Genomic DNA, 25,086 nt, shown 5'->3' on the forward strand with positions numbered 1-25,086 from the left:
CGCCCGATCTCCGCGGGGCGCATCGACCGGCCGCGGCGCGCGGGCTACTGCGAGATCTTCCGGCCCTCTTCGACCTGGTGCTCGAAATAGCGCTGGAAGCTGAACACGATGCTGGCCATGAGGATGGTGCTGCCGAAGAACAGCGCGAGCACCACCGCGCCGATGGTGGCCCAGCTCGTGCGGCCGGGTTCGGCGTCGAGCGCGGCGCCGGCGTTGTAGCGCGCATTCCACTTCTCGGGCGTCATCAGGCCGTAGACGATGGCCGTGAGCGCGCAGCCGGCGATGGTGAAGCCGAGGAGGGGGATCAGCACCCAGCTCCAGCCGTCGTCGACGCCGTACATGCGCACGCGCTCGACGCCGTAGAGGCCGAGCGCGGTCGGGATCGGCAGCAGCCAGCCGAGCCAGTCGCCGAGTCCGCGCAGGTAGAAGCGGTGCAGGCCCAGCGGGCCGCCGAGGAAGGCCAGCCAGGCCGTGGTCGTCTTGCTTTTCATGCGGTGCTCGATCCTTGTTTCGTTGTTTCGTTGCTTCGTTCATTCGGGATGGGTGCTGCTGCCTTCGCCGATGGTCTTTTCCATCAGCACGACGTCGCGCCACTGGCCGAACTTCCAGCCGCAGTCCTTGAGCACGCCGACCTGGGTGAAGCCCTGGCCGCGGTGCACGCCGATCGAGCCGGCATTGGCCGAGTCGCCGATCACCGCGATCAGCTTGCGCACGCCGGCGGCCTCGGCCGCCTCGGACAGGGCGGCCAGCAGCCGAGCGCCCAGGCCCTGGCCGCGCGCGGCCTCGGCCAGGTAGATCGAATCCTCGGCCGAGTAGCGGTAGGCCGGACGCGGCTTGAACCAGTTGCAGTAGGCGAAGCCGAGCAGCTCGCCGTCGCGCTCGGCGACCAGGTAGGGCAGCCCCTTGCCCAGCACGTCGGCGCGCCGGCTGGCCATCTCGGTGGGCGAGGGCGGCTCGGTCTCGAAGGTGCCGGTGCCGTGCAGCACGTGGTGCGCGTAGATGGCGGCGATCGCCGGAATGTCGTCTTCGCGGCTGGGGCGGATCGTTGTCATGAGGGGAAATTGGGGAGGCGGAATGGCCGGAAATGGGCCGAAACTGGCCAGTACAGGCAGGAATTCTCGGCCGGAACGCGGCGCGGGCTATAATCGCAGGCTTTTCAGCGTGTCGCTGGCCGGGTGGCCATGTCGCGTGTCTCGACGCTGGAAGAACATCGTGAGCAGGTTTTCATCTTCAAACACGAAGGCCTGCGACCCACCCAAGGATAAATCATGGTCGTCATTCGACTCTCCCGTGGCGGTGCCAAAGGCCGTCCGTTCTTCAACATCGTCGTGTCGGACAAGCGCGTTCGCCGCGATGGTCGCTTCATCGAGCGCCTGGGTTTCTACAACCCGACCGCCAAGGAAAACGAAGAAAGCATCCGCATCGCTCAGGACCGCCTGACCTACTGGAAGAGCGTCGGCGCCCAGCCGTCGCCCACCGTCGCGCGCCTGATCCGTCAAGCCGCCGCTGCCGCTCCCAAGGCTGCTGCCTAAGCAGCGCGGCCACCGGCGATGCTGCCCGCGCTCGAAGCCGCCGAATTGCCGGCGGATGCGATCGAAGTAGGACGCATCGCCGATGCCTGGGGCATCAAGGGCTGGTTCAAGGTCCTGCCCCACAGCGCCCAGCCCGAGGCGCTTTTTTCTTCCAAGCGCTGGTTCCTGCAGGCCCCCGGGGCTTCGGCGACCACCGCCTTCCGGCTCGCGATCAGCGAAGCCAAGGAACACTCCGACTGCATCGTCGCCTCGTCGCGTGACGTGCCCGACCGCAATGCGGCCGAGGCGCTGCGTGGCGCGCGGGTGTTCGTGCCACGCTCGAGCTTTCCGAGCACCGGCGACGACGAGTACTACTGGGTCGACCTGATCGGCCTCGAGGTCGTCAATCGCGAAGGCATCGTGCTCGGCACGGTGCGCGAGCTGCTCGCCCCCGGCCCGCAGACCACGCTGGTGATCGCGGCCGAGCAGGACGGCAAGGCCATCGAGCGCATGGTGCCCTTCGTCTCCGCCTTCGTCGACGGCGTCGACCTCGCGTGCCGGCGCATCACGGTCGACTGGCAGCCCGACTACTGACCCCGGCCCCGCCGCCGCGGTCCGCGCGCATGCGCTTCGACATCCTCACGCTGTTTCCCGAACTGTTCGCGCCCTTCATGGCCAGCGGCGTGACGCGCCGTGCCTACGAATCGAAGCAGGTCGAGGTGGTGCTGTGGAATCCGCGCGACTACGCGCCTGGCAACTACAAGCGCGTGGACGACCGCCCGTTCGGCGGCGGCCCCGGCATGGTGATGATGGCCGAGCCGCTGTCGGCCTGCCTGGCCGCGGCGCAGGCCGCGCGCGGTACGCCGGCCCCGGTGGTGCTGTTCTCGCCGATCGGCGAGGCCCTGCGCCACGAGGCGGTCGAGCGCTGGTCGGCCAGCGAGGGCGCGGTGCTGGTCTGCGGTCGCTACGAAGGCATCGACCAGCGCTTCATCGACGCCCATGTCACGCACCAGATCAGCCTCGGCGACTTCGTGCTGTCGGGCGGCGAGATCCCCGCGATGGCGCTGCTCGACGCGGTGGCGCGGCTGCAGCCCGGCGTGCTCGGCGACGAGGCCAGCCATGTGCAGGACAGCTTCAATCCCGCGCTCGACGGCCTGCTCGACTGCCCGCACTACACGCGGCCCGAGCAGTGGAACGGGCAGGGCGTGCCGGCGCCGCTGATGTCGGGCCACCATGCGCAGATCGAGCGCTGGCGCCGCGACCAGCGGCTGGCGATCACCGCCCGGGAACGCCCCGAATTGATAGACGCGGCCCGCTCTGCCGGCCGCCTGAACGCCGCCGATGAGGCGGTGCTCAAAAAAAAGCTATAATAGCGGGCTCCCCGATCCTCTGGCCGGCCGCGTCCGGTGCAGGCGTCTACTCTTCATAGAGCCCCAGACCCCTGCCAACGACGCCTTTTGTGCAGCGCGGACACGATCGATTTCAGGAAATCATGAACCTCATCCAGACCCTCGAGCAGGAAGAAATTTCCCGTCTCGGCAAGACCATCCCCGATTTCATGCCCGGTGACACGGTCATCGTCAGCGTGAACGTCGTCGAAGGCACCCGCAAGCGCGTGCAGGCCTACGAAGGCGTCGTGATCGCCAAGCGCAACCGTGGCCTCAACAGCGGCTTCACCGTGCGCAAGATCTCCAGCGGCGAAGGCGTGGAACGTACCTTCCAGACCTACAGCCCGCTGATCGCCAACATCGAAGTCAAGCGCCGCGGCGACGTGCGCCGCGCCAAGCTGTACTACCTGCGCGATCGCAGCGGCCGTTCGGCTCGCATCAAGGAAAAGCTGCCGGGCAAGTCGTCGGGCGCCGCGGCCGCGTAAGCTGCCTGCAGGCTTGCCTGTTGCGAAAAAGCCGCCGCTCTGGCGGCTTTTTGCGTTCTGGCAGCGGCCGATCCGGCAGGCCCTTCGCGCGTTCTTCCGGGCCCGGGTCCTGCTTTCATCACGACTTCCTTTCGCTTCTTCACGATCCACACTTGACCGCCACCATCGCCGCCCCGTCCATGTCCTCCATTCCCACCGAACCCGTCAATGCCGTCGTGCCCACGATGCTGCCGCCATTCGACCCGCGCAAGGTCCCGGTGGTGGGCGGCGGCACGGCCGACGGGCTGCCCGCGGTGGCGCTGGAGCAGCTGACGGCGCAGGCGCTGCGCGCGCGCTTCGCTGCGCCGCCGGCCTGGGCGCCCGAACTGCGCCGCGAGCCGCGCATGACCGGCCGCGAGCCCGCGCAGGCTGCCGTGCTGGTGCCGATCGTGCAGCGCCCGCAGGGCCCGACCGTGCTGCTCACCGAGCGCACCGCGAACCTGTCGACCCATTCGGGCCAGGTCGCGTTCCCGGGCGGCCGCGTCGATCCCGAAGACGCCAACATCGCGGCCGCCGCGCTGCGCGAGGCCTGGGAAGAGGTCGGCCTGTCGGCCAGCTACATCGAAGTGCTCGGCAGCCTGCCGACCTACACCACGGTGACCTCGTTCATCGTCACGCCGGTGGTGTCGCTGGTCGAGCCCGGCTTCGAGCTCACGATCAATCCCTACGAGGTCGCGCAGGCCTTCGAGGTGCCGCTGGGCTGGCTCATGGACCCGGCCAACCATCGCCGCCATGCCGTGCCCGCGGGCGACGGCACGCAGCGTCACTGGTACTCGATGCCCTACCAGGACGGCAGCGAGGAGCGCTTCGTCTGGGGCGCCACGGCCGGCATGCTGCGCAATCTCTACCGCTTCCTGAGCGCCTGAGCCGCCTGAAGAAACGGCGAGTTCTGTCGGCCTCATAGGTCCGCAAGCCCCGAACGACGGGGCTGTCTCGCTATCATCTCTGGATGAGCTTCTTCGCCATCCTGTGTGCGTTGCTGATCGAGCAGGTGCGGCCGCTGGCCCCGCACAACCCCGTGTATGGCGGCGTGCTCGCATGGACGCGCTGGACCAGCCGCAACTTCGACGCGGGCAAGCCGCACCATGGATGGATCGCCTGGGGCCTTGCTGTCTTCGTGCCGACACTGCTCGCGCTCGGCATCCACTGGCTGCTGGTGCTCACGCTGGGGCTGCCGTTCGCGGTGCTCTGGAGCATCGCGGTGCTCTATGTCACCCTGGGCTTTCGCCAGTTCAGCCATCACTTCACTGACATCCGCGACGCGCTCGACGAAGGCGACGAGCCGCTGGCGCGCTCGCTGCTCGCGCACTGGCAGGGCGTGGACGCCGCCGAGCTGCCACGCAGCGAGATCGTGCGCCACGTGATCGAGCATTCGGTGATCGCCGCGCATCGCCACGTGTTCGGCGTGCTGGCCTGGTTCTCGGTGCTCGCCGCGGTCGGCCTGGGGCCGGCCGGCGCGGTCTTCTACCGCATGAGCGAATTCGTCGCGCGCTACTGGCTGCACAAGAACGGCGCCGCCGTGCAGCCCTCGAGCGAATCGGTGCAGCAGGCCGCCGACGGCGCCTGGCATGCGATCGACTGGCTGCCCGCGCGCATCACGGCGCTGGGCTTCGCGGTGGTGGGCAGCTTCGAGGAAGCCATCGACTGCTGGCGCAACGACGCGCGCCGCTTTCCGAGCGAGAACGACGGCGTGATCCTCGCGGCCACCTCGGGCGCGGTCAACGTGCGCCTGGGTGGCGGCCGGCTGCGGCCGATTCCCAGCGTCGACCCGCTGCCGCGCGCGCAGGCCGGTGAATCCTTCGCCGACACCCGGCGTCCCGACAGCGGCAGCACGCCGGGCCGCGAGCCCGAGCCTGGCCACCTGCGCAGCGTGGTGGGCCTGGTCTGGCGCTCGGTCGTGATGTGGATGGTGCTGCTCGCGCTGCTGACGCTCGCGCGGCTGCTGGGCTGAGCCCATGGCCGACTCGATCGATCCGGCGGCCAGGCGCGCGCCTTCGTTCTGGAGCCCGCGCATCGCGGACCTCGAGCCCTACGTGCCCGGCGAGCAGCCGCGTATCCGGGACCTCGTGAAGCTCAACACCAACGAGAACCCGTACCCGCCATCGCCGCGCGCCATCCAGGCGATCCGCGAGGCGGCCGAGAACGGCCTCGAGCTCTACCCCGACCCCACCTCGCTCGCATTGCGTGAAGCCGTCGCGCGCCGCCACGGGCTCGCGGTCGAGCAGGTCTTCGCGGGCAACGGTTCCGACGAGGTGCTGGCCCACGCCTTCTTCGCCTTCTTCCAGCAGCGCGAGCCGCTGCTGATGCCCGACATCAGCTACAGCTTCTACCGCGTCTATGCGCAGCTCTACGGCATCGCCTGCGAGCAGTTGCCGGTCGACGAGGACCTGCGCATCGACGTCGATGCCATGGCCGATCGCGCGCGCGAAGGCTGCGCGGGCGTCGTGGTCGCCAACCCGAATGCCCCCACCGGCATCGGCCTGCCGCTGGCGCGCATCGAGGAGCTGCTGCGCGCCTGTCCCGAGCGCGTGGTGCTGGTGGACGAGGCCTATGTCGATTTCGGCGCCGAGAGCGCGCTCTCGCTGATTGCGCACCATCCCAACCTGCTGGTGGTGCAGACGCTCTCGAAGTCGCGTTCGCTGGCCGGCCTGCGCGTCGGCTTCGCCTGCGGACAGGCGCACCTGATCGATGCGCTTGTGCGCGTGAAGGACAGCTTCAACTCCTACCCGCTCGACCGGCTCGCGAGCGCCGGCGCCGTGGCGGCGCTCGAGGACGAGGACTGGTTCCGCCGGACGCGCGACGACGTGGTCGATACCCGCGAGGGGCTGGTGCTGCAACTCGAGGACCTGGGCTTCGAGGTGCTGCCCTCGCAGACCAATTTCGTGTTCGCGCGGCATCCGTCGCGCGACGCCGCCGAACTGGCCGCCGCATTGCGCGAGCGCGCGGTGCTGGTGCGGCACTTTCGCCAGCCGCGCATCGCGCAGTACCTGCGCATCAGCATCGGCACGCGGGCGCAGTGCAGCGTGCTGGTGGAGCGGTTGCGCGAGATCCTGCAGGCTCAGTAGCGCGTCTCGCTGAGCTCCGCGAACAGATCGCCGTAGATCTTGTAGCGCGAGGCGCTGATCGGCCCGTCGTTGGCGGCCGACTCCACGTGCGCGATCACGCCGCAGCCCGGTTCGTGCAGGTGGGTGCAGTTGTAGAACTTGCACTCGCCCGCATGCTCGGCGATGTCGGGCATCAGGCCCGCGAGCTGCATCGGCGCGATGTGGTTCAGGCCGAATTCCTGGAAGCCCGGCGAGTCGATCAGCGCGGTGCTGCGTGCCGCGTCGACCCAGTACCAGGTGGTGCTGGTGGTGGTGTGCTTGCCCGAATTGAGCGCCTGCGAGATCTCGCCGGTGAGCGCGGTGGCGCCCGGCACCAGCAGGTTGATCAGCGTGCTCTTGCCCGCGCCCGAGGGGCCGAGCACCAGCGTGGTCTTGCCCGCGAGGCGCTGCGTGAGCGAGGCGTGGTCGACTTCGCCCGAGGCCTTGAGCGACAGCGGCAGCACGCCGTGGTGCATGCGCCGGTAGGGCGCGAGCTTGCGCCAGGCGCGCTCGAAGGGCTCGACCAGGTCGCTCTTGTTGAGCGCGATGATCGGCGTGATGCGCTCGGCTTCGGCCGCGATCAGGGCGCGGGCGAGCTGGTGTTCGGAGAACTCGGGCTCGGCCGCGATCAGGATCAGCACGTGATCGAGATTGGCCGCGAAGGACTTGGTACGGATGTCGTCCTGGCGGTAGAACAGGTTGCGCCGCGGCACCACCTGCTCGATCGTGCCTTCGTCCTCGCTGGCCTGCCAGCGCACGCGGTCGCCGACCACGGCCTGGCTCTTCTTGCCGCGCGGATGGCAGATGCGCCGTTCGCCTTCGGGCGTCTCGACCAGGCAGTGGCGGCCGTGGCTGGCCACCACGAGGCCGTCGTTCAGCGCGTCGGCCGAGGCACGGCCCTGCTGGCGCTCGCGGCCCGGCTTAGCCAAAGGCGATCGCTCCGGTCATGCGGCGGGCGCGGCGGCCGCCAGCAGCGCATCGGCCTGGCGTGCGCAATCGAAGTCGGTGACCGAGATGCCACCGACATCGTGCGTGTTGAAGCGCACCACGCAGCGGTTGTAGTGCACCGACAGGTCGGGGTGGTGGTCCTGCGTATGGGCCACCATGGCCAGGGCATTCACGAAGGCGATGGTCTCGAAGTAGTTCGTGAAGCTGTAGGTCTTCTCGATCGCGACGTTCGCGCCGTCGCCGCTGAGCTTCCAGCCTTCGAGCCGCGCCAGCGCCGAGACGATCTCGGTCGCGCTCAGCGCCTTGCGGGGGATGGACTTCCAGTCCTTGATCTTCAACATGCTGGCGGTGCTCATGGCGCGGCTTTCGAAAAGGGGTGCGGGGAGACGGAAAAGAGCTCAGGCGGTCGCCAGCATGCGCGCGAGGCGCTCGGAGGCGGGCGGGTGGGAGTAGTAGAACTTGACGAACACCGGGTCGGGGGTGAGGGTCGAGGCGTTGTCGCGGTAGAGCTTGAGCAGCGCGGCCGAGAGGGCGTCGCGGCTCGTCTGGGAGATGGCATAGGCATCGGCCTCGAACTCGTTCTTGCGCGACAGCTGCGAGAACAGTGGCGCGACGAAGAAGGTGAAGACCGGCACGGCGATCATGAACAGCAGCAGTGCCAGTGCGTTGTTGGGCGCCGCCATGTTGGGCTGCACCCCGAGTCCGGCGTAGAACCAGGTCTGGGTCGAGACCCAGCCGAGCAACGCGAAGGCGGGCAGGTTCAGCAGGCAGGTCATGACGAGATGGTTGCGCAGGTGCTTGTGCTTGAGATGGCCGAGTTCGTGCGCCAGCACCGCTTCCATCTCGCTCGCATCCAGCTGCTCGAGCAGCGTGTCGTAGAAGACCACCCGCTTGCTGACGCCGAAGCCCGTGAAGTAGGCGTTGGCGTGCGCACTGCGGGTGCTGCCGTCCATCACGAACAGGCCGCTGACCGCGAAACCGCAGCGTTTCAGCAGGGCGGTGACGCGGGTTTCCAGCGCTGCATCGGCGAGTGGCGTGAACTTGTTGAACCACGGCGCGATGAACAGTGGAAAGATCACCTGCAGCAGCAGAAGGAAGAACGAGAAAGCCGCCCAGGCCCAGAGCCACCACAGCGATCCAGCCGCGGCCATCAGCCACAGGATCAACGCCGCGAGCGGCAGGCCCAATCCCGCGCCGACGACCATCCACTTGGCGTTGTCGAGGACCCACAGCTTCCACTTCATCTTGTTGAAGCCGAAACGCTCCTCGAGCACGAAGATCCGATAGATGGAAAACGGCAAGCCGAGCAGTCCGCCGATGGCGGCAAAGGCGGCGATGAGCGTCAGCTGCTGCAACATCCCGCCACCGAGCCAGGCGAGCAGCAACTTGTTGAGGAGGTCGAGGCCGCCGAGCAGGGTCCAGCCCAGGAGGAACGCGGTGCTGCAGGCCGTCTCGAGGATGCTGAACCGGGTCTTCGCGATGGTGTAGTCCGCGGCCCGCTGGTGCCCCTGCAGCGTGATGCTTTCCGCGTACGCGGGGGGAACGGTGTTTCGGTGCCTCGCCACATGCCGGATCTGCCTGGAGGCAAGCCAGAATTCCACGATCATGCCGGCCACCAGCGCGGCGGCAAAGGCGATGGTGAAGAGAAGCGAATAGGACATAGGGGGCGGAGTTTAGTCCTCGCATCCAAGGCCCCAGGGCCATCGGCGACAATCCCGCGATGCCCGAATCCTCCGCCTCCACGGCCGCCGCAGCGGTCCCCACCCTGAAGAAAAGCGACCAGAACCTGGTCTGGCTCGATTGCGAGATGAGCGGGCTCGACCCCGAGAAGGAACGCCTGCTCGAGATCGCCGTGGTCATCACCGGCCCCGACCTCACGCCGCGCATCGACGGCCCGGTGCTGGTCATCCACCAGAGCGACGCCGTGCTCGACGGCATGGATGCCTGGAACAAGGGCACGCACGGCCGCAGCGGCCTGATCGACAAGGTCAAGGCCTCCACCGTCGACGAGGCCACGGCCGAGCAGCAGCTGATCGAATTCATCGCGCGCTACGTGCCCAGGAGCGGCTCGCCGATGTGCGGCAACACCATCGGCCAGGACCGGCGCTTCCTGGTCAAGTACATGCCCAAGCTCGAGGCCTACTTCCACTACCGCAACCTCGACGTCAGCACGCTCAAGGAGCTTGCCAAGCGCTGGAAGCCCGCGGCCTACAACGCCTTCAAGAAGCAGCAGGCCCACACGGCGCTGGCCGACGTGCACGAATCGATCGAGGAACTGGCGCACTACCGCGAGACCTTCCTGCGCCTGACCGACTGAGGTCCGGTGGGCCGGAACAACGGCCAAAAATCCCATTGCATGCGGGGATTAGGTAAAAACCCCGATGCATGTCATAATCGTGGGCTTCGCTGACCGGGGTGCCCGGCCATTCTTCAAAAAGGATGGCGCGTGCATGAGCAGAATCGGTTCCCCGCCGGCATATCCCGCATCTCCCTATCTTGCACACCGCGCCCGATCGCATGGATCGATCAAAAAGGGCCGCAGCCTCGGGTTTCAGAACCGGAAGCTGAATGTCGTTGGATGGTTGATGTTTTTAACCACCAACGGGGCGCCGCCCACGGCTGCGCTCGCGTTTGAAATTTGACATTCATGACCGACGCTTTTGAAGCGCAGGGCGAGCTCGCGCCTGTGCAATCGATTCACAACAACGAATTTTCCGCTGTCACCTCCGAAGTGCCCGTGCTCGAGGCGCTCGACGCCGCCAGCACCGAGGCCAACGAAGTCCTCGAGGTTGCCGATCAGGACGCGCAGACGTCCGACGCACCCGAGGCACCGCGCGGCCCCAACGGATTCATTCCGCTGGGCCTCGCACCCGAACTGATCGCCGCCGTCGAAGACCTGGGCTTCCACCAGCCCACGACCGTGCAGGAAAAGGTGATCCCGCTGGCCCGTGGCGACGAATCGGCCCGTTTCGTCGACCTGATGGTCTCGAGCCAGACCGGCAGCGGCAAGACCGCGGCCTTCCTGCTGCCCGTGCTGCACACGCTGATCCGCCGCCAGGCCGAGGCGGCCGCCGCCGAGCGCGCCGAATTCGACCGCCTCGCGGCCGAAGCCGCCGAACGCGGCGAAGCGCCGCCCAAGCGGCCCAAGCGCGTCAACCCGACCAGCAACCGCAACTTCAAGGCCGCCACCCCCGGCGCCCTGGTGCTGTGCCCGACGCGCGAACTCGCGCAGCAGGTCGCGCACGACGCCATCGAGCTGGTGCGCCACTGCCGCGGCCTGCGCATCGCCAACGTGGTGGGCGGCATGCCCTACCAGCTGCAGATCGCGCGCCTGCAGAACGCCGACCTCGTGGTCGCCACGCCGGGCCGCCTGCTCGACCTGCAGCGCTCGATGCAGATCAAGCTCGACAAGGTCAAGTTCCTGGTGGTCGACGAGGCCGACCGCATGCTCGACCTGGGCTTCGCCGACGACCTGGCCGAAGTCAACCAGCTCACCATCGAGCGCCAGCAGACCATGATGTTCAGCGCCACCTTCGCGCCGCGCATCCAGCAGCTGGCCCAGCGCGTGATGCGCGAGCCGCAGCGCGTGACGATCGACAGCCCGCAGGAAAAGCACGCCAACATCAAGCAGTCGCTGTTCTGGGCCGACAACGCCGCCCACAAGCGCAAGCTGCTCGACCACTGGCTGCGCGACACCAGCATCAACCAGGCGATCGTGTTCGCCAGCACCCAGGTCGAGTGCGACGGCCTCGCCAACGACCTGCAGCAGGACGGCTTCAGCGCCGTGGCGCTGCACGGCGCGCTGAGCCAGGGCCTGCGCAACCGCCGCCTGATGGCGCTGCGCCAGGGCCAGGTGCAGATCCTGGTGGCGACCGACGTGGCCGCGCGCGGCATCGACGTGCCGACCATCACCCACGTCTTCAACTTCGGCCTGCCGATGAAGGCCGAGGACTACACCCACCGCATCGGCCGCACCGGCCGTGCCGGCCGCGACGGCCTGGCGATCACCTTCGCCGAGTTCCGCGACCGCCGCCGGATCATGGACATCGAGCAGTACAGCCGCCAGCAGTTCAAGGCCGAGGTGATCCCCGGCATGGAACCGCAGCAGCGCATGCCGCAATCGCGCCCGCAGGGCGACTTCGGCGGCCGCGGCCGTGGCGGCGATCGTCGCCAGGGCAACGGCGGCGGTGGCTACCGCGGCGGCAATGGCGGTGGCAACGGCTACGCCAATGCCAGCGGCTTCAACGACCGCGGCGCACGCGGTCCCGGCCCGGGTGCCGGCGCTCCGCGCGGTGGCAGCTTCCATGGCGGTGGCCAGAACGCCGGTTTCGGCGGCGGCCGCGACCGTGACGAGTCGGCCGGCTTCGGCCGCAAGCCGGGCTGGGGCGACAGCGCACCGCGCGGCAATGCCGGCGGCAGCCGCAACGAAGGCTTCGGCGCCCGCAGCGGCGGCCCGCGCAACGAAGGCGGCTTCGCGCCGCGCAACGACGGCTTCGCGCCCCGCAAGGGCCCGGGCCACGCCGGCGGCCCCGGCAAGGTGTTCGTGCCGCGCGACGCACAGAAGCGCGCGTTCAAGCCCAGCCGCTGATCGCTTCCTTCCCTTCGCAAAGCCCGCGTTTCTCCGGAACGCGGGCTTTTTGCATTGGGGGTTTGCGAGCAGTCGAAGGCGCCGATTTTGGTTGACGTCTGAATTGATGAAAAGTAATGTATTTGACGCGCGCAGTCCTGCATTCCGGTTCCGCATCGTCGGTGGCCGGTTCATCAACCTCAGCTTTTCGACCCTTCGACCATGAAAATCGCGATCCTGGGTGGCGGCCATGGGGCCTATGCGGCCGCCGCCGATCTGTCCGAAGCCGGGCATGAAGTGCGGCTGTGGCGCCGCGACGCGGCCGCGCTGCAGCCGGTCATCGACAGCGGCAGCATCGTGCTCAAGGATGCGCGCGGCGTGCGCGAGGTGCCCATTGCGCTGCCCACCGCCGACATCGGCGCGGCGCTGCGCGATGCGGAACTCATCGTGCTGCCGACCCCCGCCATCGCGCAGGACTTCATCGCGCGCGCCATGGCGCCGCACCTGGTCGACGGCCAGGTGGTGTTCCTGCCGCCCGGCACCTTCGGCAGCTACGTGATGGCGCGCACCGTGCGCGAGGCCGGCAACCGCGCCGACGTGGCCTGGGCCGAGACCGGCACCTTGCCCTACCTGGCGCGCAAGCATGGCGAGCGCGAGGTCAACGTCACCATCCGCGCGATCCGCCTGCCCACCGGCGTCTACCCGGCGCGCAAGGCCGCGCAGGCGATCGACACCATCCGCGTGGCCTACCCGAGCGTGCACGGCTGCGGCGACGCGCTCTCGGGCGCGCTGATGAATGCCGGCCCGGTGATCCATCCGCCGCTGATGGTGATGAATGCCGCGCCGTTGCAGCACTTCGAGCGCTGGGACATCCACAACGAAGGCACGCAGCCCGCGGTGCGCGCCGTGACCGACCGGCTCGACCGCGAGCGCATCGCGGTGCGCGAGGCCTTCGGCCACGGCGGCCCGCACTATCCGCTGGCCGACCACTACGACAACGACCGCTGGATGTACGGCGATGCCCACAAGCAGCTCGTGAAGTCGGGCGACTGGCGCGAGAACATCGACCTGCATGGCCACCGCTACATCACCGAGGACACCGAGCTCGGCCTGGCCTTTCTCGCCTCGGCCGCAAGGCATGCGGGCGTCGATGCGCCGATCGCCCACGGTCTGCTCGCGATCGTCGGCGGCTTCCTCGGCCGCGACCTGCGCCAGGGGCCGCGCAGCTTCGAGGCCCTGGGCCTCGCGGAGCTGTCGGCCGACGCGCTGCGCCAGAGGCTGCACGATGGCGAATGAGCCGGTCCGCTTCGCCGCGGTCGGCGCGGGGCGCATGGGCCGCGGCATCGCGATCGCCTTCGCCTACGCGGGCCACCGCATCGCGCTGGTCGATTTGCGCGTGCGCAGCGAGGAGGCCTGGAACAAGTTGCACGACGAGGCACGGCAGGAGATCGCGGCCAGCCTCGCGGGCCTGGCGCAACTCGGCGTGATCGATGCGGCGCAGGCCGAGGCCATCGCGGCGCGCGTGCAGTACGTGCGCGCGGCACAGGCACCGGCGGCGCTTGCGCAAGCCGAGCTGGTGTTCGAGGGCGTGCCCGAAACGCTCGAGGCCAAGCGCGAGGCCTTCGAACAGATCAACGCCCATTGCCGCGACGACGCGATCCTGACCTCGACCACCAGCAGCATCCTGGTCACGCAGCTCGCGGCGCTGGTGCGCAGGCCCGAGCGTTTCCTCAACATGCACTGGCTCAATCCGGCCTACGTGATCCCGGTGGTCGAACTGAGCTGCCACCCGGGCACCGACCCCGCCGTGCTGGCGCGCACGCGCGAGATCATGGAAGCGATCGGCAAGCTGCCCGTGGTGTGCGGGCCCACGCCCGGCTACATCGTGCCGCGGCTGCAGGCGCTGATCATGAACGAGGCCGCGCGCATGATCGAGGAGGGCGCCGCCACCGCCGAGGAGATCGACAAGGCCACGCGCCACGGCCTGGGCCTGCGCTTCGCGGCGCTCGGCGTGGTCGAGTTCATCGACTTCGGTGGCTGCGACATCCTGCACCACGCGAGCCGCGAGATGTCGGCCTCGATCGACAAGGGGCGCTACACCGCGCCGGCCATCGTCGACCGCATGGTGGAGGAAGGGCGGCTCGGCCTCAAGAGCGGCAGCGGCTTCTATGCCTACGAAGGCACCGACACCGCCGCCTATCGCCGCGACGTGCTCTCGCGCACGCTCGGCATGCTGCGCCATGCGGGCCTCTGGCGGCCCGCGGCCGAACGCACGCTGCCATGACGCCGCCGATCCGCCGCGCCTTCGCCGATCTGTCGGTCGGGCAGGTGCACTACGCGAGCTGCGGCGACGTCGATGCGCCGCCGGTGCTGCTGCTGCACCAGTCGCCGCGCAGCTGGCGCGAGTACGAAGCGGTGCTGCCGCTGCTCGGCGAGCGGCATCGCGCGATCGCGATGGACACCGTGGGCTTCGGCGATTCGGCCGCGGGCAGCGAGCCCGCCTCGATCGCGCACTGGGCCCGCGTCGCGGCCGAGCTGCTCGATGCGCTGCGCATCGAACGCGTCGCCGTGGTCGGCCATCACACGGGCGGCGTGATCGCGATCGAACTCGCGGCCGCGCTCGGCGAGCGCGTACGCGCGCTGGTGCTGTCCTCGACGCCCTACACCGACGCGGCCTTTCGCCGCGCGCGCGCCGAGCGTCCGCCGATCGACGAGGTCGAGCCCAGCGAAGACGGCAGCCACCTCGCGGCGCTGTGGGGCAAGCGGCAGGGTTTCTATCCACCCCACCGGCCCGAGCTGCTCGAGGCCTTCGTGCTCGATGCGCTCAAGGTCGGCCGGCGGCTCGAGGAAGGCCATCGCGCCGTGGCCTCGTACCGCATGGAAGAGCGCATCGATCGCGTCACGCAGCCCGTGCTGATCGTGCGCGCGCCCGAGGATCCGTTCGCTTCGCCGCATGCGCAGGAACTCGCGCAGCATCTGCGCCACGCGGCCAGCGTGCGCATCGCCGACATCGAAGGCGGCATGGTGCCGCTGCCCGACCAGTTGCCCGAAGCCTTCGCGCGCTGCGTGGACGACTACCTCGCGGGCCTCGCATGAAGGCCGTGCGCATCGCGCAATGGGGCGCGCCGCCGCGCATCGAGGAGCGGCCCGATCCCGTGCCCGCGCCGGGCCGCAGCCTGGTGCGCATGCAGGCCGCGACCGTCGGCCACATCGATCGCACCGTGTGGCGCGGCGGTTTCCTGCGCCCGCCGCCCTTGCCGTACACGCCCGGTGTCGAGGGCGCGGGCATCGTGATCCACAGCGAACGCTTCGCGCCGGGCCAGCGCGTGTGGCTGCGCGGCAGCGGCCTCGGCACGCAGTTCGACGGCACCTGGTGCGAGATCGCCGACGCGCCCGATGCCGCGCTCGGCGAACTGCCCGAGGGCCTCGACATGGCACTGGGCTCGGCCTTCTTCTCACCCTGCACCTCGGCCTGGGTCGCGTTGCACGAGGTGGCGCGCGTGCGCGAAGGCGAGCGCGTGATGGTCACGGGCGCGAGCGGTGCGGTCGGCTCGCTCGCGGTGCAGCTCGCGCTCGAGATCGGTGCGAAGGTCTGCGCGGTGGTGGCCGATGCGTCCGTCGACCATGGCTTGCCTTCGGGCGTCGACATCGTCGAGTGGCGGCCCGGCGTCGAAGCGCCGTCGCAAGAGGCCGAGGTGCTGATCGACACCGTCGGCGGCGATGTGCTCGCCACGCTGCTGGGCCGCGTGCTCCCCGGCGGCCGCGCGGTGCTGATCGGCTACACGGCGGGCGAGACCCTGTCGCTCTCGCTGCCGGCCTTCATGCAGCGCGACGTGAGCCTGCTGCCGCTCAACATGTTCCGGCGCGAGGCGCAAGGCCGCGCGGCCGTGCCTCGATTGCTCGAGCGATTGGCCGACGGAAGGCTGCGGCTCGCGGTGCAACGCTTCGCGTTCGACGAAGCGGCACGGGCGCTGGCGTGGATCGCGCAGCGCGGCCATCGAGGCCGCGCGGTGCTCGTCGCGGACTGAGCTTCAGCGCTACTCGTCGTCCTCTTCCTGCGCCGCTTCCGACGGCGCATGCGCATGCAGCTGGATCATCAGCCGCAGCGTGTTCTTGAGTTCCTCCGCGCGCGTGAGACCGAAGGGCTCGAGCACGCGGCGCTCGTGTTCGCTCGCGAGCTGCATCAGATGCTCCACCTTGGCCGCACCCTTGCGGGTGATGCGCACCAGCGTGATGCGGCGATCGCTCTCATGGGGAATGCGCTCGACCTGGCCCTGCGTCTCCATGCGGTCGAGCAGCCGCGTCACGGTCGGCTGCTTGGTCACGGTGATCTGCGCGAGCCGGCCGATGCTCACCGCATCGCCGCCCGCGAGCGAAGCCATCACGCGCCACTCCGACACCGAAAAACCCTCCTGCCGCGCCACCTCGTGGAACTCCGAGGAGATCAGCTGGCTGGCCTGCGCGAGCAGCGCGGGCAGGTAGTTGTCGACGAAGCGCTGCGGCTTCTTTTCAGTGCTTCCCATGCGTTCTCCCGATGCACATCGAACGACCCGAAAGTGGCACGCGGCTTGCGTGTCTAGGGTTATTCATGATTGTGGATAGATTCATTTCTAAACAGTATACGTACCAAGGCCCGTACAAGCACTCATCGCTTTTCTGCAGGTGATGCATGAACGGGCCACCGCCCACACGGTGACGTCGATCCAGGAAAAGAGCAAGCCATGGCCGAGCGTTCGTTTGTCGAAGAAGTGAAGAAACTGCGGCTGTCCGCCGGTGAAGTGTTCCGCGGCGAAGGCATCCTCGCCGTCACCAAGGCGCTGCTCGAATCGGGCGTGTCGTACGTCGCGGGCTACCAGGGCGCGCCGATCTCGCACCTGATGGACGTGCTGGCCGATGCGCAGGACATCCTCGCCGACCAGGGCATCCGTTTCGAGAACAGCGCGAGCGAGGCCACGGCTGCCGCCACGCTCGCGGCCTCGGTCAACTATCCGCTGCGCGGCGCCGTGACCTTCAAGGCCACGGTCGGCACCAACGTCGCATCCGATGCGCTGGCCAACCTCGCCTCGGGCGGCGTGACCGGCGGCGCGCTGGTGATCGTGGGCGAGGACTACGGCGAAGGCTCCTCGATCATGCAGGAGCGCAGCCACGCCTTCGCGATGAAGTCGCAGATCTGGCTGCTCGATCCGCGGCCCAACCTGCCGAGCATCGTCGAGGCCGTGAAGCAGGGCTTCGAGCTCTCCGAGGCCAGCCACACGCCCGTGATGCTGCAGCTGCGCATCCGCGCCTGCCACGTGCACGGCCAGTTCGTCGCCGCCGACAACCGCCGCGCCGCCTACTCGGTGCAGGAAGCGGCCGAGAACCCGCAGCGCGACGTGAGCCGCATCGTGCTGCCGCCCGCGAGCTTCGTGCACGAACAGGAGAAGGTGAAGGAGCGCTGGCCCGCGGCCGTGCGCTTCATCGAGGAACGCGGCCTCAACGAGTTCTTCGCCGACGGCGCCGACGACATCGGCATCGTGGTGCAGGGTGGCAGCTACAACACGCTGGTGCGCGCGCTCGAGCGCCTGGGCCTGGCCGACGTCTACGGCAACAGCCGCATCCCGCTGTACGTGATGAACGTCGCCTACCCGGTGATCGACAGCGAGGTGGTGCGCTTCTGCGAAGGCAAGCGCGCGGTGCTGATGGTGGAGGAGGGCCAGCCCAACTTCATCGAGCAGAACATCGCGACCATCCTGCGCCAGCGCGGCGTGACCACCGCGCTGCACGGCAAGGACATGCTGCCGGTGGCCGGCGAGTACACGGCCGCCGAGCTGCTGCAGGGCGCGCGCGTCTTCTGCGAGCGCTACGGCCGCCTCGCGCCGCAGGCCGCGGCGCCGGCACCGGCCCCGGTGCGCAAGGTGATCCCGCTGATCGAACTGCCGAGCGAGCCGGCCGCGCCGCTGGCCGACAGCGTGCACGCGCGCCCGCCGGGCTTCTGCACCGGCTGCCCCGAGCGCCCGATCTTCAGCGCGATGAAGCTGGTCGAGCGCGAGCTCGGTCCGCACCACGTGAGCGCCGACATCGGCTGCCACCTGTTCTCGATCCTGCCGCCGTTCCACATCGGCAACACCACCATGGGCTATGGCCTCGGCGGCGCGGGCGCGGCCGCCATGGGCGCGCCGCGCGGCAAGCGCGCGATCGCGATGATGGGCGACGGCGGCTTCTGGCACAACGGCCTCACGAGCGGCGTCGCCAACGCGGTGTTCAACCAGAGCGACAACCTCACGATCGTCGTCGACAACAACTACACCTCGGCCACCGGCGGGCAGGACATCCTGTCGTCGAAGGCTGTCAACGCCACCCGCAGCACCGGCCATGCGATCGAGCGCGCGGTGCGCGGCGTGGGCGTGAACTGGGTGCGCACCATCCGCCGCACCTACGACGTGGCCGGCATGCGCGATGCACTCAAGGAGGCGCTGACCACCAAGGAGAAGGGCCCGAAGGTCCTGATCGCGCAGTCCGAGTGCATGCTCAACAAGCAGCGGCGCGAGAAGCCGCTGGTGCGCAAGGCCATCGCCGACGGCAAGCGCATGGTGCGCGAGAAGTTCGGCGTCGATGCCGACACCTGCACCGGCGACCACTCCTGCATCCGGCTCTCGGGCTGCCCTTCGCTGTCGATCAAGACCAATCCCGATCCGCTGCGCACCGACCCGGTCGCCACCGTGCTCGAGAGCTGCGTGGGCTGCGGCAACTGCGGCGACGTTTCGCACGCGGCCGTGCTCTGCCCCTCGTTCTACAAGGCGCGCATCGTCAGCAATCCCACCGGCTGGGACCGCCTGCGCGAGCGCGTGCGCGGCGCCGTCATCGGCTGGCTGCAGCGCGGCGCTGCGCGCCGGCGCGAGGCCTATTCGTTCTGAGCGCGCCGATGACCACGCAACAACCGATCAAGATCGCGATCCTCGCCATGGGCGGCGAGGGCGGCGGCGTGCTGGCCGACTGGATCGTCGACATGGGCGAGGCCAACGGCTGGGTCGCCCAGACCACCTCCGTGCCCGGCGTGGCGCAGCGCACCGGCGCCACCATCTACTACGTGGAGCTGTTCCCCGAGGCCGCCGCGCGCGCCGACGGCGGCCAGCCGGTGCTGGCGCTGATGCCGCTGCCGGGCGACGTCGACCTGGTGCTGGCCTCCGAGCTGATGGAAGCCGGCCGCGCGGTGCAGCGCGGGCTGGTCACGCCAGACCGCACCACGCTGATCGCCTCGACGCACCGCGTTTATTCGATCGCCGAGAAGAGCGCGATGGGCGACGGCCGTGTCGACAGCCGCGAACTGCTCGCGCATGCGGGCCGCGCCGCGCACCGCTTCATCCGCTTCGACATGGCGCAGGCCGCGGAAGACGCGGGCAGCGTGATCAGCGCCGTGCTGTTCGGCGCACTCGCGGGCTCGGGCGTGCTGCCCTTCGGCCGCGCCCAGTTCGAGGCCACCATCGAGCGCGGCGGCGTCGGCGTGAAGCCCAGCCTGCGCGCCTTCGGTGCCGCCTTTGCGCGCGCCCAGGCCGAGGAGGGCGAAGCGCCCGCGCCGGCCCTGCCGCCGGCCGCGCCGCCGCGGCCGCGCCATCCCGCGGTGTGCGCGCTGGTCGAGCGGGTGCAGAAGGATTTCGCGCCCGCGCAGCATGCGCTGCTGCTCGAGGGCGTGCGCCGCCTCATCGACTACCAGGACCCGGCCTATGCGGGTCTCTACCTCGACCGCGCCGCCGCGCTGCGGTCGCTCGGCAGCCCGGCGCTGCTCGAGGTCGCGGCGCGCCACCTGGCGCTGTGGATGTCCTACGAAGACACGGCGCGCGTGGCCTCGCTCAAGATCCGCGCGACCCGCTTCGACCGCGTGCGCGACGAGTCGCGCGTCCAGGCCGACCAGCTGCTCGCGATCCACGAGTACATGCATCCGCGGCTGCAGGAGATCTGCGAGACCCTGCCCGCGGGCCTGGGCCGCTGGTTGATGCGCACCGGCTGGGCGCGCGGCCTGGTCGAGCGCTTCACGCGCAAGGGCCGCGTGGTGCAGACCAGTTCGCTGCATGGCTACCTGCTGCTGTCCACCGTGGCCGGCATGGGCCGCTGGCGCCGTTCCACGCTGCGCTATGCGGACGAGAACCGGCGCATCGAAGCCTGGCTGGCGGAGATCGCCGCCACCGCCGCGCGCAACACCGAGCTCGCGATCGAAGTGGCGCAGTGCCAGCGGCTGGTCAAGGGCTACAGCGACACGCACGAACGCGGCCTGCGCAACTACGACACCGTGATGGCGGCCCTGCACCGCGCCGGCGATGCGCTCGCGCCGGCCACCTTGCGCGAGCTGCGCAATGCCGCGCTGGCCGACGAGCACGGCCACCAGCTGCAGGCGGCGCTGGTGCGCCACGCGCTGGCCTGAACGACGAAGAAGAGACGACACCATGGCCTCCGATCCCACGACCCTTCGCCTGCGCGTCGCCGAGGCGCGCGAACTCAATCCGCTGGTCCGGCTGTTCCGCCTGCGCGCCGACGATGGCGCCGCGCTGCCGGGCTTCGAGGCCGGCGCCCACATCCGCGTGCGCGTCGACCTGGGCAATGGCCAGTCGGACTGGCGCCACTATTCGCTGATCGACTTCGCCGCGGGCGGCCAGCCGGCACCGGCCGAGTACTTGATCGCGGTGCGCAAGGAGGCCGCGGGCCGTGGCGGCTCGCGCTTCATGCACGAACGGCTGCGCGAGGGCGACACCATCGAGGCCGAGCCGCCGAAGAACGACTTTCTGCTGCACGTCGGCGCGGGCCGCGCGGTGCTGCTGGCCGGCGGCATCGGCATCACGCCGCTCGCGAGCATGGCCGCGCACCGCCGCACGCAGGGCCTGCCGGTGGAGCTGCACTACGCGGGCCGCAGCCGCGCGCTGATGGCCTTCCTGCCCGAGCTCGGCGAGCTGCTGGGCACCGACCTGCTGCTGCACGACGACGAAGCCAAGGGCGCACCCTTCGACGTGGGCGCGCTGCTCGCGCGTTGCGACCCGGCCGACCAGCTCTATGTCTGCGGCCCCAAGCCCATGCTCGACGCCGTGTTGGCCCAGACCCAGGCGCGCGGCTGGAACAGCGACCGCGTGCACTTCGAGCTCTTCACCGCGCCGGTGGTGGAGGAAGGCGACCATGCCTTCGAGGTCGAGCTCGCCATGTCGGGCCAGCGCTTCACAGTGCCGGCCGACCAGAGCATCCTCGACTGCCTGATCGAGCACGGCTGCGACCCGATGTTCGACTGCAAGCGCGGCGAATGCGGCGTGTGCGCCGTGCCCGTGATCGACGGCGAGATCGACCACCGCGACTACGTGCTCACGGCACGCGAGAAGGCCGCGGGCAACGTGATCCAGATCTGCATCTCCCGCGCCAAGGGCCAGCGGCTGGTGCTCGACCTCTGAAGGAGTCCACGCATGACCAGCTACCGAGGCAATCCCGACGCGGTCCGCGCGCTGGTGCGGCCCGACCGCGTGCACCGCGACCTCTACATCAGCGAGGAGATCTTCGCGCTCGAGCAGGAGCACTTCTTCGCCAACACCTGGAACTACGTCGGCCACGAGAGCCAGTTGCCCAAGCCCGGCGACTACATCACCAACGAGATCGCGGGCCGGCCGTTGATCGTGGTGCGCCATGCCGACGGCAGCGTGCGCGTGCTGATGAACCGCTGCGCCCACAAGGGTTCGCGGCTGGTGAGCGCGCCCTGCGGCAACACCGGCAAGTTCTTCCGCTGCCCCTACCACGCCTGGACCTTCAAGACCGACGGCTCGCTGCTGTCGATCCCGCTGAAGAACGGCTACGAGGGCACGCAGCTGCACGACTGCGAGGCCTCGAAGGGGCTGGTGCCGGTGGCCGGCGTGCGCAGCTACCGCGGCTTCGTCTTCGTGAAGATCAACGATGTCGGCCCCTCGTTCGAGGAGTACTTCGGCGACTCGCTGAGCTCGATCGACAACATGGCCGACCGCTCGCCCGAGGGCGAGCTCGAGATCGCCGGCGGCTGCCTGCGCTTCACGCACCAGTGCAACTGGAAGATGTTCGTCGAGAACCTCAACGACACCATGCATCCGATGGTGGCGCACGAGTCCTCGGCCGGCACCGCCAAGACCATGTGGGCCGGCAAGCCCGCCGACGAGCCCAAGCCGATGGCGATCGAGCAGTTCGTGCCCTTCATGTCGGACTACAAGTTCTTCGAGGACATGGGCGTTCGCACCTACGACAATGGTCACAGCTTCACGGGCGTCAACTTCAGCATCCACAGCAAGTACAAGGCGATCCCCGCGTACGACGATGCGATGAAGGCCCGCTACGGCGAGGAGCGCACCGCGCAGATCCTCGGCATGGCGCGCCACAACACGGTCTACTACCCGAACCTCACGATCAAGGGCGCGATCCAGGCGATCCGCGTGGTCAAGCCGGTCTCGGCCGGCATGTCGATCGTCGAGAGCTGGACCTTCCGCCTCAAGGGCGCGCCGCCCGAGCTGCTGCAGCGCACCACCATGTACAGCCGGCTCATCAACTCGCCGTTCTCGGTGGTGGGGCACGACGACCTGCAGGCCTACCGCGGCATGCAGGCCGGGTTGCATGCCAGCGGCAACGAGTGGGTGAGCCTGCACCGCAACTTCGAGGACGGCGAGGAAGGTCGCAGCGGCGAGGCCACCACCGTCGGCACCAGCGAGCTGCCGATGCGCAACCAGTACCGCAGCTGGGCACGCTACATGACGGAGACGATGTGATGAGCGCCGCCGTCACGCACCAGCAATTGGCCGACTTCGTGGTGCGCGAGTGCCGCCTGCTCGACGCCAAGCGCTACGAGGAGTGGAATGCGCTCTTCACCGACGAGGCTTTCTACTGGGTGCCGCTGATTCCCGACCAGGAGGACGGCATCAACCACACCTCGCACATGTACGAGGACAAGCTGCTGCGCGAGCTGCGCATCGAGCGCCTGAAGAGCCCGCGCGCCTTCTCGCAGCAGCCGCCGAGCCGCTGCCACCACCTGCTGCAGGCGCCCACGGTCGAGGAATTCGACGAGGCCGCCAACCGCTACGTGGTGCGCACGGAGTTCCACTACACCGAATGCCAGGGCGACGAGCTGCAGTTCTACGTCGGTACCTTCTTCCACCACCTGCTGTGGCAGGACGGCGCGCTGCGCATGACGCTCAAGCGCGTGAACCTGCTGAACTGCGACGCGGCGCTGCCCGCGGTGCAGCTCTTCATCTGAACGGACGACCGCGATGACGCATCCCACCGTCCACGCCGCCTTCGCCGCCTCGGCGGCGCGCACGCCCGAGGCCGAATTCCTGTGCGTCGAGCCGGTCACGGCCGCGAGCTATGGCATCGAGGCCGGCAGCATCCGCTGGCGCGAGGCCGTGGCCGAGGTCGACCGGCTGCGCGAGGCCTATGCACGCGCGGGCTACGGCCATGGCCACCGCGTCGGGCTGCTGCTCGAGAACCGGCCGGCCTTCCTGTACCACTGGTTCGCGCTCAATGCGCTCGGCGTGAGCGTGGTGCCGATCAATGCCGAGATGCGCGCGGCCGAGCTGGCCTACCTGATCGGCCACAGCGGGATCGAGCTCGCGGTGAGCCTGCCGCAGCGCGCCGACGACCTGCGCGCAGCGGCGCAGCGCGAAGGTGCCACGCTCGACGTGATGCAGGCCTCGGACCCCGAAGTGCCGCCGGCCCGCGGCCGCGCACCGCGCGCGGACGAACCCGTCGGCCCCCAAACCGAATGCGCACTGCTCTACACCTCGGGCACCACCGGGCGTCCCAAGGGCTGCATGCTGGGCAACGAGTACTTCATCCGCGCGGGCGAGTGGTATGCGGGGCTCGACGGCGTGTGCGAGGTGCGGCGCGACCGCGATCGGATCATCACGCCGCTGCCGCTCAACCACGTGAACGCGATGGCCTTCTCGACCATGGTGATCCTGGTGGCCGGCGGCTGCCTGATCCAGCTCGACCGCTTCCATCCGAAGAGCTGGCTGCACAGCGTGCGCGAGACCGGCGCGACCATCGTCCACTACCTCGGCGTGATGCCCGCGATGCTGCTGGCCGCGCCCGCGTCGCCCTCCGACCGCGAGCATGCGGTGCGCTGGGCCTTTGGTGCCGGCGTGGACCGGCGCAACCATGGCGTGTTCGAGGAGCGCTTCGGCTTCCCGCTGGTCGAGGCCTGGGCCATGACCGAGACCGGTGCCGCCGCCTGCGTGATGGCGAACCACGAGCCGCGCCACATCGGCACGAGCTGCTTCGGCCGGCCCGAGGATTTCGTCGAGCTGCGGCTGGTCGACGAGGCCGGTGCCGATGTGCCGGTGGGCACGCCGGGCGAACTGCTGGTGCGCAGCGCGGGCCCCGATCCGCGCCGCTATTTCTTCTCGGGCTATCTCAAGGACGAAGCTGCGACCCAGGAGGCCTGGGCCGATGGCTGGTTCCACACGGGCGACATGGTGCGCCGCGAAGCCGACGGCAGCCTGTGCTTCGTCGACCGCAAGAAGAACGTGATCCGCCGCAGCGGCGAGAACATCTCGGCGGTGGAGGTCGAGAGCGTGCTGAACCAGCACCCGGCGGTGAAGAGCTCGGCCGTGGCCGCGACACCCGATGCGGTGCGTGGCGACGAGGTGCTGGCCTGCATCGTGCTGCACGAGGCGGTGAATGAGGATGCCCGTTCCGCCATGGCGCTGAGCATCGTGGCGCATGCGCTCGACCAGCTCGCCTATTACAAGGCGCCTGGCTATGTGGCGTTCGTCGATGCACTGCCGCTCACGGCTTCTCAAAAAATTCAACGCGGGGAGTTGCGTGTGCTGGCCCAGGGGTTGCCTGGGCAGGTGCATTGCATCGATACGCGTGGGCTGAAGAAGAGGCAGGGGTGACTATGGAAATCCTTTGCGTTGTTCGTTCGCGACGGGTTCACGCCGACGGGGTACTCCCCTCCGCGAATGTCCCCCGGCCTGCGGCCTCCTCCTTTATTTCGCTGCGGGGAGTACCCCATCGGCGTGAGCCTGGGACGCGCCGGTCGAACCGGCCGCACAACGACTGCGCTTCTCGTGCGGAGGGCATCGGGTGCTCCCCGCAGCG

25 protein-coding genes are annotated in these 25,086 nt (G+C 69.2%); 19 read left to right on the forward strand and 6 right to left on the reverse strand.

Annotated elements, in window-relative coordinates; translation table 11 throughout:
* Positions 1–44: 44 nt before the first annotated feature.
* Together AC07RV_RS11595 and AC07RV_RS11600 are read right to left on the reverse strand one after the other, a co-directional pair.
* A complete protein-coding gene (locus tag AC07RV_RS11595; protein WP_296781571.1) occupies positions 45–491 on the reverse strand; it encodes a TM2 domain-containing protein in 447 nt (148 codons plus the stop codon).
* A 39-nt stretch (positions 492–530) separates the two neighbouring features.
* Positions 531–1,052, reverse strand: coding sequence for a GNAT family N-acetyltransferase (locus tag AC07RV_RS11600; RefSeq protein ID WP_296781572.1), 522 nt, complete (start codon positions 1,050–1,052; stop codon positions 531–533).
* A 216-nt stretch (positions 1,053–1,268) separates the two neighbouring features.
* Here AC07RV_RS11600 and rpsP point away from each other — a divergent pair, with 216 nt between their 5' ends.
* From rpsP to hisC, 7 genes are all read left to right on the forward strand, one after another.
* Positions 1,269–1,532 (forward strand): 30S ribosomal protein S16, encoded by a 264-nt coding sequence (gene rpsP, locus AC07RV_RS11605; protein WP_057590647.1) that lies wholly within the window; start codon positions 1,269–1,271, stop codon positions 1,530–1,532.
* Positions 1,533–1,550: 18 nt separating this feature from the next.
* Positions 1,551–2,105: a ribosome maturation factor RimM gene (rimM, locus tag AC07RV_RS11610; protein ID WP_296781573.1), complete on the forward strand. Its 555-nt coding sequence runs from the start codon at positions 1,551–1,553 to the stop codon at positions 2,103–2,105.
* A 29-nt stretch (positions 2,106–2,134) separates the two neighbouring features.
* Positions 2,135–2,881: a tRNA (guanosine(37)-N1)-methyltransferase TrmD gene (gene trmD / locus AC07RV_RS11615; protein ID WP_296781574.1), complete on the forward strand. Its 747-nt coding sequence runs from the start codon at positions 2,135–2,137 to the stop codon at positions 2,879–2,881.
* A gap of 122 nt (positions 2,882–3,003) precedes the next feature.
* Entirely contained in the window at positions 3,004–3,384 is a 381-nt protein-coding gene (rplS, locus tag AC07RV_RS11620; protein WP_093348904.1) for a 50S ribosomal protein L19, read from the forward strand.
* 179 nt (positions 3,385–3,563) lie between these two features.
* Positions 3,564–4,289: a CoA pyrophosphatase gene (locus AC07RV_RS11625; RefSeq protein WP_296781575.1), complete on the forward strand. Its 726-nt coding sequence runs from the start codon at positions 3,564–3,566 to the stop codon at positions 4,287–4,289.
* A gap of 83 nt (positions 4,290–4,372) precedes the next feature.
* Positions 4,373–5,374 (forward strand): CobD/CbiB family protein, encoded by a 1,002-nt coding sequence (locus AC07RV_RS11630; protein ID WP_208513765.1) that lies wholly within the window; start codon positions 4,373–4,375, stop codon positions 5,372–5,374.
* Between the two features lie 4 nt (positions 5,375–5,378).
* Positions 5,379–6,488, forward strand: coding sequence for a histidinol-phosphate transaminase (gene hisC / locus AC07RV_RS11635; RefSeq protein WP_296781576.1), 1,110 nt, complete (start codon positions 5,379–5,381; stop codon positions 6,486–6,488).
* On the opposite strand, the gene rsgA is transcribed toward hisC, so the two are convergent.
* From rsgA to AC07RV_RS11650, 3 genes are read right to left on the reverse strand one after another with little or no spacing between them, the layout of a single operon-like run.
* Complete coding sequence (gene rsgA / locus AC07RV_RS11640; protein WP_296781577.1) at positions 6,482–7,435, reverse strand: ribosome small subunit-dependent GTPase A; 954 nt, start codon at positions 7,433–7,435, stop codon at positions 6,482–6,484. The two genes, hisC and rsgA, sit on opposite strands and share 7 nt — an antisense overlap.
* 15 nt (positions 7,436–7,450) lie before the next feature.
* A complete protein-coding gene (locus AC07RV_RS11645; RefSeq protein ID WP_296781578.1) occupies positions 7,451–7,810 on the reverse strand; it encodes a 4a-hydroxytetrahydrobiopterin dehydratase in 360 nt (119 codons plus the stop codon).
* 42 nt (positions 7,811–7,852) lie between these two features.
* Positions 7,853–9,115: a M48 family metallopeptidase gene (locus AC07RV_RS11650; protein ID WP_296781579.1), complete on the reverse strand. Its 1,263-nt coding sequence runs from the start codon at positions 9,113–9,115 to the stop codon at positions 7,853–7,855.
* Between the two features lie 59 nt (positions 9,116–9,174).
* Between AC07RV_RS11650 and orn the strand changes: the two genes are divergently transcribed.
* The 6 genes from orn (at position 9,175) to AC07RV_RS11680 (ending at position 16,049) form a co-directional block, all read left to right on the forward strand.
* On the forward strand, positions 9,175–9,771 hold the full coding sequence (gene orn, locus AC07RV_RS11655) for an oligoribonuclease (RefSeq protein WP_093348918.1): 597 nt from the start codon (positions 9,175–9,177) through the stop codon (positions 9,769–9,771).
* Positions 9,772–10,101: 330 nt separating this feature from the next.
* The gene (locus tag AC07RV_RS11660) at positions 10,102–12,042 is read left to right on the forward strand and encodes a DEAD/DEAH box helicase (protein ID WP_296781580.1); all 1,941 of its coding nucleotides are present in this window, start codon (positions 10,102–10,104) and stop codon (positions 12,040–12,042) included.
* A gap of 201 nt (positions 12,043–12,243) precedes the next feature.
* Positions 12,244–13,317, forward strand: a complete 1,074-nt coding sequence (locus tag AC07RV_RS11665) for an NAD/NADP-dependent octopine/nopaline dehydrogenase family protein (RefSeq protein ID WP_296781581.1) — start codon at positions 12,244–12,246, stop codon at positions 13,315–13,317.
* Positions 13,307–14,305, forward strand: a complete 999-nt coding sequence (locus AC07RV_RS11670; protein WP_296781582.1) for a 3-hydroxybutyryl-CoA dehydrogenase — start codon at positions 13,307–13,309, stop codon at positions 14,303–14,305. The genes AC07RV_RS11665 and AC07RV_RS11670 overlap by 11 nt, the downstream gene beginning before the upstream one ends.
* On the forward strand, positions 14,302–15,117 hold the full coding sequence (locus AC07RV_RS11675) for an alpha/beta fold hydrolase (RefSeq protein WP_296781583.1): 816 nt from the start codon (positions 14,302–14,304) through the stop codon (positions 15,115–15,117). The genes AC07RV_RS11670 and AC07RV_RS11675 overlap by 4 nt, the downstream gene beginning before the upstream one ends.
* Positions 15,114–16,049, forward strand: coding sequence for a quinone oxidoreductase family protein (locus AC07RV_RS11680; protein ID WP_296781584.1), 936 nt, complete (start codon positions 15,114–15,116; stop codon positions 16,047–16,049). The genes AC07RV_RS11675 and AC07RV_RS11680 overlap by 4 nt, the downstream gene beginning before the upstream one ends.
* A gap of 9 nt (positions 16,050–16,058) precedes the next feature.
* On the opposite strand, the gene AC07RV_RS11685 is transcribed toward AC07RV_RS11680, so the two are convergent.
* On the reverse strand, positions 16,059–16,544 hold the full coding sequence (locus AC07RV_RS11685; protein WP_296781585.1) for a MarR family winged helix-turn-helix transcriptional regulator: 486 nt from the start codon (positions 16,542–16,544) through the stop codon (positions 16,059–16,061).
* Between the two features lie 198 nt (positions 16,545–16,742).
* Here AC07RV_RS11685 and AC07RV_RS11690 point away from each other — a divergent pair, with 198 nt between their 5' ends.
* Genes AC07RV_RS11690 through AC07RV_RS11715 form a run of 6 tightly spaced genes read left to right on the forward strand, consistent with a single transcriptional unit; the run spans position 16,743 to position 24,881 of the window.
* Positions 16,743–18,914 (forward strand): thiamine pyrophosphate-dependent enzyme, encoded by a 2,172-nt coding sequence (locus AC07RV_RS11690; RefSeq protein WP_296781586.1) that lies wholly within the window; start codon positions 16,743–16,745, stop codon positions 18,912–18,914.
* A gap of 8 nt (positions 18,915–18,922) precedes the next feature.
* The gene (locus tag AC07RV_RS11695; protein WP_296781587.1) at positions 18,923–20,416 is read left to right on the forward strand and encodes an indolepyruvate oxidoreductase subunit beta family protein; all 1,494 of its coding nucleotides are present in this window, start codon (positions 18,923–18,925) and stop codon (positions 20,414–20,416) included.
* Between the two features lie 22 nt (positions 20,417–20,438).
* Positions 20,439–21,425: a PDR/VanB family oxidoreductase gene (locus AC07RV_RS11700; RefSeq protein ID WP_296781588.1), complete on the forward strand. Its 987-nt coding sequence runs from the start codon at positions 20,439–20,441 to the stop codon at positions 21,423–21,425.
* Between the two features lie 12 nt (positions 21,426–21,437).
* A complete protein-coding gene (locus tag AC07RV_RS11705; protein WP_296781589.1) occupies positions 21,438–22,754 on the forward strand; it encodes an aromatic ring-hydroxylating dioxygenase subunit alpha in 1,317 nt (438 codons plus the stop codon).
* On the forward strand, positions 22,754–23,239 hold the full coding sequence (locus AC07RV_RS11710; protein ID WP_296781590.1) for an aromatic-ring-hydroxylating dioxygenase subunit beta: 486 nt from the start codon (positions 22,754–22,756) through the stop codon (positions 23,237–23,239). Before AC07RV_RS11705 ends, AC07RV_RS11710 begins: the two co-directional genes overlap by 1 nt.
* A gap of 13 nt (positions 23,240–23,252) precedes the next feature.
* Positions 23,253–24,881: an AMP-binding protein gene (locus AC07RV_RS11715; RefSeq protein WP_296781591.1), complete on the forward strand. Its 1,629-nt coding sequence runs from the start codon at positions 23,253–23,255 to the stop codon at positions 24,879–24,881.
* Positions 24,882–25,086: the final 205 nt, after the last annotated feature.

Source organism: Variovorax sp. GW821-FHT09B01 (genome assembly GCF_059418345.1).

Bases quoted from the DNA above. Each gene is read 5' to 3' on its own strand.
- rpsP (WP_057590647.1), top strand. From the start codon at position 1,269: ATGGTCGTCATTCGACTCTCCCGTGGCGGTGCCAAAGGCCGTCCGTTC.
- AC07RV_RS11705 (WP_296781589.1), top strand. From the start codon at position 21,438: ATGACCAGCTACCGAGGCAATCCCGACGCGGTCCGCGCGCTGGTGCGG.
- rimM (WP_296781573.1), top strand. From the start codon at position 1,551: ATGCTGCCCGCGCTCGAAGCCGCCGAATTGCCGGCGGATGCGATCGAA.
- AC07RV_RS11665 (WP_296781581.1), top strand. From the start codon at position 12,244: ATGAAAATCGCGATCCTGGGTGGCGGCCATGGGGCCTATGCGGCCGCC.
- AC07RV_RS11675 (WP_296781583.1), top strand. From the start codon at position 14,302: ATGACGCCGCCGATCCGCCGCGCCTTCGCCGATCTGTCGGTCGGGCAG.
- trmD (WP_296781574.1), top strand. From the start codon at position 2,135: ATGCGCTTCGACATCCTCACGCTGTTTCCCGAACTGTTCGCGCCCTTC.
- AC07RV_RS11600 (WP_296781572.1), bottom strand. From the start codon at position 1,052: ATGACAACGATCCGCCCCAGCCGCGAAGACGACATTCCGGCGATCGCC.
- AC07RV_RS11595 (WP_296781571.1), bottom strand. From the start codon at position 491: ATGAAAAGCAAGACGACCACGGCCTGGCTGGCCTTCCTCGGCGGCCCG.
- AC07RV_RS11645 (WP_296781578.1), bottom strand. From the start codon at position 7,810: ATGAGCACCGCCAGCATGTTGAAGATCAAGGACTGGAAGTCCATCCCC.
- hisC (WP_296781576.1), top strand. From the start codon at position 5,379: ATGGCCGACTCGATCGATCCGGCGGCCAGGCGCGCGCCTTCGTTCTGG.
- AC07RV_RS11660 (WP_296781580.1), top strand. From the start codon at position 10,102: ATGACCGACGCTTTTGAAGCGCAGGGCGAGCTCGCGCCTGTGCAATCG.
- rplS (WP_093348904.1), top strand. From the start codon at position 3,004: ATGAACCTCATCCAGACCCTCGAGCAGGAAGAAATTTCCCGTCTCGGC.
- AC07RV_RS11680 (WP_296781584.1), top strand. From the start codon at position 15,114: ATGAAGGCCGTGCGCATCGCGCAATGGGGCGCGCCGCCGCGCATCGAG.
- AC07RV_RS11715 (WP_296781591.1), top strand. From the start codon at position 23,253: ATGACGCATCCCACCGTCCACGCCGCCTTCGCCGCCTCGGCGGCGCGC.
- AC07RV_RS11700 (WP_296781588.1), top strand. From the start codon at position 20,439: ATGGCCTCCGATCCCACGACCCTTCGCCTGCGCGTCGCCGAGGCGCGC.
- AC07RV_RS11695 (WP_296781587.1), top strand. From the start codon at position 18,923: ATGACCACGCAACAACCGATCAAGATCGCGATCCTCGCCATGGGCGGC.
- AC07RV_RS11710 (WP_296781590.1), top strand. From the start codon at position 22,754: ATGAGCGCCGCCGTCACGCACCAGCAATTGGCCGACTTCGTGGTGCGC.
- AC07RV_RS11690 (WP_296781586.1), top strand. From the start codon at position 16,743: ATGGCCGAGCGTTCGTTTGTCGAAGAAGTGAAGAAACTGCGGCTGTCC.
- AC07RV_RS11630 (WP_208513765.1), top strand. From the start codon at position 4,373: ATGAGCTTCTTCGCCATCCTGTGTGCGTTGCTGATCGAGCAGGTGCGG.
- AC07RV_RS11685 (WP_296781585.1), bottom strand. From the start codon at position 16,544: ATGGGAAGCACTGAAAAGAAGCCGCAGCGCTTCGTCGACAACTACCTG.
- AC07RV_RS11650 (WP_296781579.1), bottom strand. From the start codon at position 9,115: ATGTCCTATTCGCTTCTCTTCACCATCGCCTTTGCCGCCGCGCTGGTG.
- orn (WP_093348918.1), top strand. From the start codon at position 9,175: ATGCCCGAATCCTCCGCCTCCACGGCCGCCGCAGCGGTCCCCACCCTG.
- AC07RV_RS11670 (WP_296781582.1), top strand. From the start codon at position 13,307: ATGGCGAATGAGCCGGTCCGCTTCGCCGCGGTCGGCGCGGGGCGCATG.
- AC07RV_RS11625 (WP_296781575.1), top strand. From the start codon at position 3,564: ATGTCCTCCATTCCCACCGAACCCGTCAATGCCGTCGTGCCCACGATG.